Annotated in this window: 10 protein-coding genes; 8 read left to right on the top strand and 2 right to left on the bottom strand. The window is 43.1% G+C overall.

Annotated features, from left to right (window positions below; all coding sequences use genetic code 11):
- Positions 1–50: 50 nt before the first annotated feature.
- Entirely contained in the window at positions 51–884 is an 834-nt protein-coding gene (locus ACJV7B_RS04555) for a MetQ/NlpA family ABC transporter substrate-binding protein (protein WP_004137384.1), read from the bottom strand.
- Between the two features lie 258 nt (positions 885–1,142).
- On the opposite strand from ACJV7B_RS04555, the gene ACJV7B_RS04550 reads away from it, so the two are divergent.
- The 7 genes from ACJV7B_RS04550 (at position 1,143) to ACJV7B_RS04520 (ending at position 11,302) form a co-directional block, all read left to right on the top strand.
- Positions 1,143–2,840: an NAD+ synthase gene (locus tag ACJV7B_RS04550; protein ID WP_419389066.1), complete on the top strand. Its 1,698-nt coding sequence runs from the start codon at positions 1,143–1,145 to the stop codon at positions 2,838–2,840.
- A gap of 117 nt (positions 2,841–2,957) precedes the next feature.
- Positions 2,958–5,333, top strand: coding sequence for a formate C-acetyltransferase (pflB, locus tag ACJV7B_RS04545; RefSeq protein WP_004137380.1), 2,376 nt, complete (start codon positions 2,958–2,960; stop codon positions 5,331–5,333).
- A gap of 145 nt (positions 5,334–5,478) precedes the next feature.
- A complete protein-coding gene (gene pflA / locus ACJV7B_RS04540) occupies positions 5,479–6,360 on the top strand; it encodes a pyruvate formate-lyase-activating protein (RefSeq protein ID WP_004127262.1) in 882 nt (293 codons plus the stop codon).
- 106 nt (positions 6,361–6,466) lie between these two features.
- On the top strand, positions 6,467–6,838 hold the full coding sequence (locus ACJV7B_RS04535; protein WP_419389065.1) for a hypothetical protein: 372 nt from the start codon (positions 6,467–6,469) through the stop codon (positions 6,836–6,838).
- A gap of 192 nt (positions 6,839–7,030) precedes the next feature.
- A complete protein-coding gene (locus ACJV7B_RS04530) occupies positions 7,031–8,368 on the top strand; it encodes an HRDC domain-containing protein (RefSeq protein WP_419389064.1) in 1,338 nt (445 codons plus the stop codon).
- A 51-nt stretch (positions 8,369–8,419) separates the two neighbouring features.
- Complete coding sequence (tig, locus tag ACJV7B_RS04525; RefSeq protein WP_419389063.1) at positions 8,420–9,769, top strand: trigger factor; 1,350 nt, start codon at positions 8,420–8,422, stop codon at positions 9,767–9,769.
- Positions 9,770–9,880: 111 nt separating this feature from the next.
- Positions 9,881–11,302, top strand: coding sequence for a chloride channel protein (locus ACJV7B_RS04520; RefSeq protein WP_419389062.1), 1,422 nt, complete (start codon positions 9,881–9,883; stop codon positions 11,300–11,302).
- A 54-nt stretch (positions 11,303–11,356) separates the two neighbouring features.
- Here ACJV7B_RS04520 and ACJV7B_RS04515 read toward each other — a convergent pair whose 3' ends face one another.
- Positions 11,357–12,247, bottom strand: coding sequence for a hypothetical protein (locus tag ACJV7B_RS04515; RefSeq protein WP_419389061.1), 891 nt, complete (start codon positions 12,245–12,247; stop codon positions 11,357–11,359).
- A 206-nt stretch (positions 12,248–12,453) separates the two neighbouring features.
- On the opposite strand from ACJV7B_RS04515, the gene ACJV7B_RS04510 reads away from it, so the two are divergent.
- Positions 12,454–12,827: ATP-dependent Clp protease proteolytic subunit (locus tag ACJV7B_RS04510; protein WP_419389060.1), on the top strand; the 374-nt coding region annotated here is incomplete at its 3' end.

Below are 12,827 nucleotides of genomic sequence, written 5' to 3'. Positions count from 1 at the left end.
ACTGCCGCAAAGCACACGCCTTGTGGCAGTATGTGGCTACTTTTTATTCTTTAGAAAACTGGAAGCACAGCGCCCTTATAGTTCTTATTAATATAATCGCGAACTGCACTTGTTTTCAAAGCTTTAATCAAGGCTTTAATCTTAGCCAGCTTTTCTGAACCCTTCTTTACAACAATAATGTTTTCGTAAGTTTTAGCGGCAACGCCACCAACTTTTTCGGAAGTAAGAGGATCCTTAGTTGGGTTAAAACCAGCCTGAATAGCGTAGTTTCCGTTCATTGCAGCAAGATCAACATCCTTAATAGCTGTTGGAACTGCAGACGGGTCAAGCTCCTTGAACTTCAAATTCTTAGGATTGCTCGTAATGTCGTTAACTGTTGATTTTACATCCTTTGGATTCTTCAACTTAATCAAACCGGCATCCTGAAGAAGAAGAAGTGCGCGAGCTTCATTAGAAGGATCGTTTGGAACTGCAATAGTAGCGCCGTTAGCCAAATCCTTAATGGTTTTTGTCTTTCCCGGGTAAAGTCCAAATGGCTCAAAATGTATTCCTGCAATTGAAATCAGGTGCGAGCCCTTTTCCTTATTGTAGTTGTCCAAGTATGGAAGATGCTGGTAGTAGTTTGCGTCAACTTCACCTTCTTCGGTTGCAGCATTTGGCTGAACGTAGTCGGTGAATTCCTTAACAACAAGCTTGTAACCTTCTTTTTTCAAAACTGGTTTCACAACATTGTTAAGAATTTCCGCATGTGGGGTTGGCGTTGCTGCTATGGTAATTGTCTTATCATCGCCGTTTGCGCCTTTAGTGCTTCCGCATCCGCTTAAAGCAAAAGTTGCGAGCGCTGCGAGTGCTGTGAGTGATGCAATAACTTTAATCCTGCGCATATTTTCTTCTCCTTGGTTTGTTTACCTGTTTGTTTGTTGTGTTTGTTGTTTGTTTTTTTTTTATTTTGTTTTTACGTTTCTCCCCTTCGCGAGTAACGAGTTCTCAATATAGGCCAGAAAAATCAAGAATTCTACAATTTGCTTATTAGTAATATTTATGACGTGTTACTAATCCGCATGCTTACGGCATGGCTGGGGAAAAATAAGTTTTTCAACACGTCGCTTAATTGCGTAACGAATGCTATTAAACTAGTAAATATGAGTTTTTTGCGATTGGCATTAGCGCAGATAGATACCTGCGTTGGAAATATTGATAGCAATGTTGAAAAAGTGGTGAAATACGCAACTTGCGCCGCAAATAATGGTGCGAATATGGTTGTGTTTCCAGAAATGACATTAACCGGATATCCGATTGAAGATCTTGCTTTAAGAGGAACTTTCCGTGCGGCCGCGCAAAAAGCTGCAGAGTCTCTTGCTAAAAAACTTTCGGAAGAAGGCTTGGGTGAGCTTTACGTAGTAGTTGGCACTGTTGGTTTCGACGAGTCTGCAGGAAAGCCTCGTAACCGTCTACTTGTTCTTCACAAAGGCGAATCAGTGCTTCAGTACGATAAGCATTTTTTGCCAAATTACGGCGTTTTTGACGAGTTTCGTATTTTCTCTTCCGGAAATAAGTGCGAAATTTTGCAGATTAATAATATGCGTCTTGGCTTTGCTATTTGTGAAGACATTTGGCAAGATGGTGGACCTGTTGCGCGCTTAGCAGAACTTGGTATTGATGCTCTTATAACAATGAACGGCTCTCCTTACGAGGAAGGTAAAACTCATGTGCGCTTGAACTTGGCTAAAAAGCGTGCTGAGGAAGTTCATGCTCCAGTTGTGTACGTGAATCAGGTTGGTGGTCAAGACGATTTAGTTTTTGACGGCGGAAGTTTTGTTGTTGATGTTGACGGAACTTTGCTTGAGCGCTCGCCAATGTTTGCTGAAGACTTGTCTTTTATTGATTTTGACACTTCGCTTTCTTCTCAAAAAACTTCTAGTATTGCTCCAAAACTGGATTCGGACGAAGAAGTTTACAGCGCTTGCGTTCTGGGTCTTCGCGACTACATGCGTAAAAACGGTTTTAAAGGCGTGTGCTTAGGTCTTTCTGGCGGTATTGATTCAGCTTTAGTTGCAACTATGGCTGCGGACGCGTGTGGCGGCGAAAATGTTCACGGAATTTCCATGCCGAGCATGTATTCTTCTGACGGCTCTAAGGATGATGCGTGCGATTTAGCAAATCGCATTGGTGCCTGCTACGATGTGCAGCCGATTGAGCCTATTTTTAAGGCTTTTCAGTCTCAGCTTGATTTGCAAGGTGTTGCTGCAGAAAACTTGCAGGCTCGCGTTCGTGGAGTAATCGTAATGGCTTACTCAAATTCTCTAGGAGTGTTGGCGCTCGCAACTGGTAATAAATCAGAGCTTGCTTGCGGATATTCAACAATTTATGGAGATGCGGTAGGAGGGTATGCTCCTATTAAAGATTTGCTAAAAACGCGTGTTTGGGCGCTTTCTCGCTGGCGCAATCGTGCAGCTAAAGCTGGAGTAGGCGTTGGCATGTTAAAAATTGTTGGTTTTGAGGATGCTAAAAAGACTAAAGCTCCTAAAGACGGCATATTGATTCCAGTAAACTCTATTGTTAAACCGCCTAGCGCGGAGCTTCGTCCGGGGCAAAAAGATTCCGATTCTTTGCCTGAATATGAGCTTCTTGACCGTGTTTTACAAGCTCATATTGAGCATGCTCACGGAAGGGCTGATTTGCTTGCCGACGGTTTTGACTCTCATACTGTAGATACGGTTATGCGTTTGGTAGATCGAGCCGAATGGAAGCGCAGGCAGTATCCGTTGGGTCCAAAAGTAAGCGCTATTGCTTTTGGTAGGGATCGCAGAATGCCTGTTACAACCGCTTTTCGAGAATAAAATGTGACATATCTCACTAGATTTCTTGCAAAACTCCTCGCGCACTTTTCTACGTATGCCTTAATATTGTTATTAAGACAGCGTGAAGGTGCGCTGCATTACAAAAGGAGCTTAAAAATGACATCGGTTGATGCTTCCGTTCTCAACGAAGAGGATCTTCGCACCAAAGCTTGGGACGGTTTTGAAAGTGGCAACTGGCAGAAAGATATTGACGTTCGTGACTTCATTTTGAAGAACTATACGCCATATGAAGGCGACGAAAGCTTCTTGGCTAATGCCACAGAAAAAACGAAGCACATGTGGAAGTATCTTGACGACAATTACTTGGCTGTTGAGCGTGAGCGTCGCGTATACGATGTTGAAACTCATATTCCTGCAGGTATTGACGCCATGCCAGCAGGTTATATTGAAAGCCCAGAAGTAGATAACGTAATCGTAGGTCTTCAAACTGATGAGCCTTGCAAGCGCGCTATGATGCCAAACGGCGGTTGGCGTATGGTTGAGCAGGCTATTAAGGAAGCTGGTAAGGAAGTAGATCCTCAAATTAAGAAGATTTTTACCGTTTACCGCAAGACGCATAACGATGGCGTGTTTGGTGTTTACACCAAGAATATTAAGATTGCTCGCCACAACAAGATTCTAACCGGTTTGCCAGATGCTTACGGCCGTGGTCGTATTATTGGCGATTATCGTCGCGTGGCTTTGTACGGTGTGAACATGCTTATTGAGTTCAAGAAGCGTGATAAGGATTCGATTCCATACCGCAACGATTTTACCGAGACTGAGATTGAGCATTGGATTCGCTTCCGCGAAGAGCATGATGAGCAGATTAAGGCTTTGAAGCAGCTTATTAACTTGGGTAACGAGTACGGTTTGGATTTGACTCGTCCAGCACAGACTGCTAAGGAAGCTGTTCAGTGGACTTACATGGGCTACCTTGCTTCTGTTAAGAGCCAGGATGGCGCTGCAATGAGCTTCGGCCGCGTTTCTGCATTCTTTGATTGCTACTTTGAGCGCGATTTGAAGGCTGGTTTAATTAACGAAACCGATGCTCAGGAAATTATTGATGCTCTTGTTATGAAGCTTCGTATTGTGCGCTTCTTGCGTACTAAGGATTACGACGCAATCTTCTCGGGAGATCCTTACTGGGCAACTTGGTCCGATGCAGGCTTTAGCGAGGATGGTCGCACTTTCGTAACCAAGACTTCGTTCCGTCTGCTCAACACTTTGACTCTTGAGCATTTGGGACCGGGCCCTGAGCCAAATATCACCATTTTCTGGGATCCAAAGCTTCCAGAAGCTTACAAGCGTTTCTGCGCACGAATCTCTATTGACACTTCTGCAATTCAGTACGAGTCAGATAAAGACATTCGTGAGCACTGGGGTGACGATGCTGCTATTGCTTGCTGCGTTTCACCAATGCGCGTTGGTAAGCAAATGCAGTTCTTTGCTGCACGCGTGAACTCCGCTAAGGCTTTGCTTTACGCGATTAACGGTGGCCGCGACGAAATGACCGGCATGCAGGTTATTGACAAGGGCGTTATTGAACCAATTCGCCCAGAAGCCGACGGTACTCTCGACTATGAGAAAGTCAAGGCCAACTACGAGAAGGCTTTGGAATGGCTTTCCGAGACTTATATTGAGGCTTTGAACATAATCCACTACATGCACGATAAGTACGCTTACGAGTCCATTGAAATGGCTTTGCACGATAGGGAAGTCTACCGTACGCTTGGTTGCGGTATGTCCGGCTTGTCTATTGCAGCGGATTCTTTGGCTGCCTTGAAGTATGCAAAGGTTTACCCAATCTACAACAAGGATGCTAAGAATACTGAAGGTCACGAGTACGAGTACATCGAAGGCGCAGACGACGATTTGGTGGTCGGTTACAAGACGGTTGGTGAATTCCCAATCTACGGTAACGACGATGATCGCGCCGACGATTTGGCAAAGTGGGTTGTAAGCACAGTTATGGGCCAGGTGAAGCGTTTGCCTGTGTATAGAAACGCCGTGCCGACACAATCAATTTTGACAATTACTTCTAACGTTGAATACGGCAAAAATACCGGTTCTTTCCCGTCTGGACACAAGAAAGGCACGCCGTATGCACCAGGCGCAAACCCAGAAAATGGAATGGATTCTCACGGAATGCTTCCATCTATGTTTTCTGTTGGTAAGATTGATTATGACGATGCCCTCGATGGCATCTCACTGACCAACACCATTACTCCTGATGGTTTAGGTCGAGATGAAAGTGAGAGGATTGATAACTTGGTCGGCATTCTGGATGCTGGCAACGGTCACGGACTGTACCACGCGAACATTAACGTGTTGCGTAAGGAACAGCTCGAGGATGCAGTTGAACATCCAGAAAAGTACCCGCATTTGACGGTGCGAGTTTCTGGCTACGCAGTGAACTTCGTGAAGCTCACTAAGGAACAGCAGCTCGACGTTATTTCTCGTACGTTCCATCAAGGATCAGTCTCTGACTGACTCATCTAATCTATGAGCGCCGGGAGCGAGCTTAGCTTCGCTCCCGGTTTACTTATTTGCACAACGGTTAGACGCAAGTTTACTGTTGCAACAGTTACACATTGCAATAGTTACACACAGCTAAATAAGTTTGGAGGGCAGAAAAGTGGTTGAAAATACAGCGTTTCGTACTACTACTCAGCATATGCTCAAAGAGTCAAAAGAGTATGCTCGTCAAACTTTAATGGGTGGACTTTCCGGCTTTGAATCTCCAATTGGGCTAGATCGTAAAGATCGCCTTGTTGCTCTTAAAACAGGCGATATTGGGTTTGTGCATTCGTGGGATATTAACACTTCTGTTGATGGCCCGGGAACTCGTATGACAGTGTTTATGAGTGGTTGCCCGCTTCGCTGCCAGTATTGCCAGAATCCTGATACTTGGAAAATGCGCGACGGAAAGCCAGTCTACTTAGATGCGATGATTAAAAAAGTTGACCGTTATCAAAGTCTTTTTAAGGCAACAGGCGGCGGAATCACTTTTTCTGGCGGCGAGTCCATGATGCAACCAGCTTTTGTATCTAGAGTTTTTCGTGCAGCAAAAGAAATGGGCGTGCATACTTGCTTGGACACTTCCGGCTTTTTGAATCGCAATTATACGGATGAAATGATTGAAGACATTGATCTTTGCCTTCTTGACGTTAAATCCGGAACTGAAGAAACGTATAAAAAAGTAACTGGCGGCTTACTTCAGCCAACTATTGACTTTGGTCAGCGCTTGGCGAAGGCTGGTAAGAAGATTTGGGTGCGTTTTGTGCTCGTTCCAGGTTTGACCGACAGCGAAGAAAACGTTGAAAAAGTTGCCGAAATTTGCGATTCGTTTGGGGATGCTGTTGAGCATATTGACGTGCTTGGCTTCCATCAACTAGGCCGCCCAAAGTGGCATGAGCTTAGGATTCCGTACCCTCTTGAGAATCAAAAAGGGCCTTCTAGAGCACTTAAAGAGCGCGTTGTAAACCAGTTCAAAGACCACGGTTTTGTTGTGTACTAGACTGAACCTCGATGCGTTTTAGGCAATTTTTGCGTATTGTATTGTTTTTTTTTAAAGGATTTTGTATAATATATGCAAATAACCTTTTTTAGAGAAAGGATACGCAATGAAGCGCAGAATAGGTTGTTGGATTGCATTAGCTTTTACATTAGCGTTAGCTATTTTTGTGCGGTGTAACGATCAGTTTGGCTTTGGCACAGCAATTATTATTTTAATTGTTTTGCCTATAATCTTGCTGCCGACCAATATCGTTGCAGCTTTCGATGAGAAACTTCTTATTGAAGTGCCAATAATATCTATTGCTATAACCATTGCTACAGAACTTGCCACTTTCCCAATAAGAGATTTAGGTTTACATACCCTCTACGTTATCCCAACGATTTTGGTTTCGGTGGTTGCGTTTACTCTTACTAGATTCCTTAAAACTAAACTTGTTAAGCGCATAACTGACGAAATAGCAAACAATAAAACAGATTGATTATTTGATTGATTATTTATTTGATTTTTTATTTTTGAATAGTCGTAGTTGTGTGCGAAAGTTGAAGCCGTGTTAAAAGATGCATAATCTATAACACGGCTTAAATATTTTTTACGGATATTTTGCAAAAAGTACAGAATATTTTGCAAAAAGTGTAAGAATTTGTGTAAAGCGTACAATCGGGAGGCGTACTTGAACGAGGAACCAAAGCTCTTAAAAGAGCCTAGAGACGGTGTTCCAGAAGTCATTGATACGCTTGAAGCATATAAAGAATATTGCAGTTTATTGGCAGCGGGCTCTGGCCCTTTGGCTGCGGACGCTGAGCGAGCTTCCGGTTTTCGCTACAATCATGAAGATTGGTTGATTCAATTTAAACGCAAGGGTGCAGGAATTGGTTTGCTTGATCCTGTGGCTCTTAAAAATCTCGGTGTTGATTGGCATGAGTTTAACGAGGCAATAGGGGATTCGCCTTGGATTATTCACGACTCTATGCAAGATTTGCCAGGATTTTTCGACATTGGTTTGCGTCCGCGTGACTTATTTGATACGGAAATCGCGGCTAAATTACTTGGCAGAAAGCGTTTTGGTTTAAGTTCTGTAACCGAATATTATTTGGGTTTGACTCTTGCAAAAGAACATTCTGCAGCGGACTGGTCTTACCGCCCTCTTCCTAGAGATTGGCGAAATTACGCGGCTTTAGACGTTGAGTTGTTAATCGAACTAGAAGAAGTGATGCGCGGCGAACTTAAAAAGCAAGGAAAATTGGATTGGGCTAAAGAAGAATTTAAGCACTTGCTTATAAAGGGTGCGCAAAAGAAAGCGCCTCATCCTCGTCCGTGGCTTAAAATTTCGCATATAAATGTTCTTATGCACGATCGTGTTGGCTTAATAATTGCAAAAGACTTGTGGCAAGAGCGTGATGCTTTAGCTCAAAAATACGATATTGCGCCTAATCTTTTGCTTTCTGACTCGGCAATTATTGAAGCCGGAAAGCGTAAGCCGCGTAATGCTCGCGATTTTCGTTCTATTCGTTCACTAAACGAGCGTGTGCGCATTCACACAGGCAGCGAACAAGACAAAATGTTTGAACGTTACGCGCCAATTCAGCGCAAAATTAAGCCATCTCTTTGGAAGAATATTATTGAAAAAGCGCTTAATCGTGCAAAATCTGGCGAAACGGCCATGGATGATTTTTCGGAAATTGCGCATAATGATTCTGACGATTTTAAAGATTCTAAAAGTTTGCAGCAGTCTCAAGACGCGCAATCTGCTCCTCGCTCAATGCGCTATTGGAAAGAGCATCATCCCGCTAGATATGAGCGTTTGCAACGAATTAGAGCAGTTCTTACAAGTATTTCGCAAGACACGCATACTCCAGTAGAAGTCATTATTAAACCGCAAATTATTCGTAACTTATGTTGGTGCGAAAATATTACGGATGTTGACGTTTATTCCTTCTTTTTGGAACAAGGCGCTAGGCCATGGCAAGTTGCACTTATTGCTGAGTCCGTAACTCGCGCTATCATGTAACGGTTGTGCCATACGGCAGAAGGTAGAAAACGTAATTTCAGGAGCGCAAGCGTGAAAATCAGCGTCAGGAATCTTGAGCCAACTAAGGTTAAGCTCACTATCACCGCAGATCTCGAAGACTTCAAGCCATTCTTGGATGAGGCTCGTAAGGAGATTGCAAAGCAAATTAACGTGCCAGGTTTCCGTAAGGGTCATGTACCGGGCAAGATTGTAGATCAGCGTGTCGGTTTTGCAGCCGTTGCTGGTGAAGCCGTTAATTCCGCTGTACCAGAGCTTTATTCCAATGCTTTGGAAGAAAAGAAGATTCACCCAATGGATCAGCCAGAGTTTGACGTTCAGGAAGTTCCAACGTCTACTGAAGCTGATGCAACTCTTAAGTTTGTTGCGACCGTTGAGCGTCGTCCAGAGTTCAAGCTGAACAAGTTCAAGGGCGTTGAGATTGAAGTTGAGAAGCCAAAGGTTTCCGACAAGGATGTTAAGGCTCGTTTGGAAGCTCTTCGTCAGCGTTTCGCAACTTTGGTTGGCGTTGATCGTCCAGCTACTAAGGGTGATTACACCAATATTGATTTGGAAGCTCGCATTAACGATGAAGTTGTTGACGCTCAGGAAGGCGTTAGCTACGAAATCGGTTCCGGCGTTTTGCTTGACGGCTTGGATGAGGCTTTGGATAGCCTTTCTGCCGGTGAAGAAACCACTTTTGAAGGCAAGCTTGAGTCCGGTAAGCATAAGGGCGAAAAGGCTCAGATTAAGGTTAAGGTTAATTCCGTAAAGACTCAGGAATTGCCAAAGCTTGATGATGACTTCGCTCAGGAAGCTTCCGAGTTTGACACTTTGAAGGAATTGAAGGCAGAAATTCGCAAGTCTTGCGAACAGGCTGCTGAAGGTCGTCAGGCCACCAACGCTCGTGACGCATTCCTTGTTAAGCTTCAGGAAGAAGTTGAAATTCCTGTGCCAAAGGGTGTTTTGGACAAGGCTGTTGCTGAGCATTTGAAGGGCATGACCCCAGATCCTGAAAAGGCTACTAAGAAGCAGAAGGATGAAGCTCAGAAGGCTGCAGAAAAGGAAATTCGCGACCAGATGGTTCTCGATGCTTTGGCTGAGCAGATGGATGTATCCGTTTCTCAGGCAGATGTCACTAACTTCTTGATTTCTGTTGCTCAGCAGTACGGCATGGATCCAAACCAGTTCATCAATGCAATTGTGAACAACGGTCAGCTTGGTTCCGCTATTCAGGAAGTTGCTCGCTCTAAGGGCTTGCTTGCTGGTATGCGCGCTGTAAAGTTTGTTTCTGAAGGCGAGGCTCTTGATTTGAGCGCATTCTTGTCTGAGGAAGATGAAGAAAGCGAAAGCGTAGAAGCAGCAACTAAGGCTGCTGCTGTTGCTGACGAGCTTTCTAAGTAGAAGTAGAGTAGAATTAACTAAATTCTAAGTTACTTTGTAAATGCTTTAACTAAGACCTGGCGGAATTATTTTTCTGCCGGGTCTTAACTTTATTAAGAATTGCGAGAAGTTATGGATAGTAGCTCTGAAACAAAGTCTGAATCTTGCTCAAGATTTGGCAGTTTACTTAATCTCGCAATTCGAGTAGCGCGATTTGCAGCAGCTTCTGTTGTTCTAGGCATTCTTGCCGGCTTAGGTGCAACAGTTCTTACGCTTATTCTTTACGCAGTACAATACCTTGCTTTTGGCTCAATTGAATCTGCTGAAAACACTGTATTTTCAGTGCTTCCTTGGTATCGCTACGTGCTATCTACAACCATTTCAATGACTATTGCCGGCATAGCTTGGTATTTTTTGCGCAAAAGAGAGAATCCTCCTCGAATCGTCACTATTCCGCAAGCTGTTTTCGGAAGCATTATGCCAATTTTTTCTACTATTGCACATGTTTTGCTGCAAATCGGAATTGTTGGTTCTGGAATTTCAATAGGCAGGGAAGTAGCTCCGCGAGAATTGGCTGCAATGATTGCTCAGCGTTACAGCCGCATTTTTCATGTGTCTTACAAAACTCAGCGCGTACTTATTGCTTCTGCTGCTGGAGCTGGATTGGCGGCAGTGTATCACGCGCCTTTAGCTGGCACTGTGCTTGCATTAGGTTTGCTTAGTAAAACTCAAGGTCTTGGTTTTTACGCGTGGTTAAATCGCGAAAATGGTCCTGTAGCGGTTAATGTAGTTAAAAATATTGCGCAATCGGAGCGCATGTATTGCTTGCCTTTTGCTCTTGTTATGAATTATGTTGCAACGCTTGTTGCAGAATTTTTACTGCATCATTCCAAATACTACAATATTTCGCAATTTTCCTGCACGATTTCTTGGCAAATTTTTGTTTTAGCTGTTGCTGTTGGCATAGTGTGTGGCTTATTTGGTTGTGTTTTTCGCTTTGGTATTATTTGGTGTCGCACTCATGCTTTGCGCGGCGTAAAAATGCTGTGTTTTATGCCAATAGCCGGCTTGCTTATTGGTGTTATAGCTTGCCTTTTTCCGCATATTATGGGCAATGGTAGGTCGCTTGCTCAGCTTGCTTTTTCTGTATCAAGCTTTCCGCATGTGGCAGCTAGTTCGAATATTATGATTCTTTTGCTGCTTCTTGCAATGATTAAAATGCTTGCTACTTTGCTTGTTTTGCGCTACGGTGCTTCCGGCGGCGTGCTGCAGCCTAGTATTTCATCGGGTGCTTGCATTGGGCTTGTTGTGTGCGCTGTAAGTATGAAACTTCCTATTGGAAGCGTTCTTATAAACCAGCCTAATGTATTGATATTGTCTGCTATTTTTGGCGCAGCAAGTCTATTGGCTGCAAGCCGAAAATCATTATGGTTTGCGCTTTTACTTGTGGCGCAACTAGTGAATGTTCCGCTTATTATGATCGTTCCGATGATTGTTTCCTGCGCTGCTGCACGAAGTGTAACGCTGCTGCCAAGAATTTTTAGACGCAAATAAAATATGCGCCTTTGCTAATTCAATTAGTAGCAAAAGCGCATATTGTAATATTGTTTAGTTATCGATGAAGTCATCTTTATAAATAACACTGCCGTCGTCATTTAAAATAGTGTAATACAAGTGTATTGGAGAGCTGACCTTATTTTTAGCTTCTTCAAGTACTGGGAACAGATTTGAAAGGAAGAGTCTGTCGGAAAAAGTAGCAGTGGCCTTTGGAATTGCATCGTCAGGTACGCGATCTGTGAATTTAACAGTTATATTGAGGTTATCTCCCTTAGCGTCAAACGTTGCGGATACGTCATCATCGCCTCTTTCTTCAAAGTCTGATGGATGGCAATTTGCGTATTCTTCAATATTGACGCTTTTTTCTGCAGAACAATTGTAATGTTTGCCAAAAGTGCCCGTAATTAAGCTGCCGAAAACTATTACTGCTAGTACAACAGCAACAATGACAGCAATTCTTTTCTTATGCTCATCTGCTAGTGTCGTATTTACGAAGCTTATTGCTCGCTGCTGGAAATCTTTATACGTTTTTAATAATTTATCGTTATTTATATAACTATTTGCATACCCGTTTTGGTACCCGTTTTGGTACCCGTTTTGGTAGTCGTTTTGATACCAATCATTTTGATAGCCGTTATTTTGGTATTCGTTATTTTGATAGTCGTTGTTTTGGTAAGTGTTTTCTTGATTCCAATTATTTTGGTAATCGTTGTTCACGTATGAATTGTTCTGATACCCATTTTGGTAGCCGTCATTTTGGTAGCCGTCGTTTTGATAAGTGTTGTTCTGATATTCGTTGTTTTGATAGCTGCCCGTTTGATTAGCATTATTTGGGTAAGTGTCTGTTGGATTCCAATTATTTTGGTAATCGTTGCTCTGATTGTTATTATTTGCTTCTGCATTCGGAGGGTAATTGTTGCTTGGCAAGTTGTTAGAATCCATGACTTCTCCTCTTTGAGCGAATTTGCATTAATAAAAAATATACTAAACATTTTATATCAATCTGTATAATAGTTGAATAATTATCTGAATTGATTCGTAAAAATTCAGTCTAGAATATTTCGCTGATTCGCTGCATACTATGTTTTCTATACGGTCACGCGCACACGATAATCTAGGAATACTTAAGTTTATGGTAAGGAGATAAGGTGACTGAGCTTTTTACAGCTTCTCCTGTTATGGAACAGGCGGAAGCGTCTTCGCAAACCGATTCTATTTTTAATCGGTTGCTAAAAGATCGCATTATTTGGTTGGGATCTGAAGTAAAAGACGAGAATGCTAATATTATCTGCGCTCAGATGCTGATGCTTGCGGCGCAAGATCCTAAGAAGGATATTTGGTTGTATATTAATTCGCCTGGTGGTTCTATTACTGCGGGTATGGCAATTTACGACACTATGCAGCTAATCGAACCAGATGTTGCAACTATTGCAGTCGGCATGGCAGCTTCAATGGGTCAGTTCCTGCTTAGTTCTGGAACGCCTGGTAAGCGTTATATTACGTCTCATGCGCGCGTGCTTAT

Origin of the sequence: Gardnerella bretellae (assembly GCF_048545135.1) — a bacterium.
Lineage (GTDB): Bacteria > Actinomycetota > Actinomycetes > Actinomycetales > Bifidobacteriaceae > Bifidobacterium > Bifidobacterium greenwoodii.
Note: the sequence above shows the minus strand (reverse complement) of the source record. Positions and strands in the feature narration are given on the sequence as shown.

Excerpts from the sequence above, each read along its gene's own strand:
- ACJV7B_RS04520 (WP_419389062.1), top strand. The coding sequence starts at position 9,881 with ATGGATAGTAGCTCTGAAACAAAGTCTGAATCTTGCTCAAGATTTGGC.
- ACJV7B_RS04555 (WP_004137384.1), bottom strand. The coding sequence starts at position 884 with ATGCGCAGGATTAAAGTTATTGCATCACTCACAGCACTCGCAGCGCTC.
- pflB (WP_004137380.1), top strand. The coding sequence starts at position 2,958 with ATGACATCGGTTGATGCTTCCGTTCTCAACGAAGAGGATCTTCGCACC.
- ACJV7B_RS04535 (WP_419389065.1), top strand. The coding sequence starts at position 6,467 with ATGAAGCGCAGAATAGGTTGTTGGATTGCATTAGCTTTTACATTAGCG.
- ACJV7B_RS04550 (WP_419389066.1), top strand. The coding sequence starts at position 1,143 with ATGAGTTTTTTGCGATTGGCATTAGCGCAGATAGATACCTGCGTTGGA.
- ACJV7B_RS04515 (WP_419389061.1), bottom strand. The coding sequence starts at position 12,247 with ATGGATTCTAACAACTTGCCAAGCAACAATTACCCTCCGAATGCAGAA.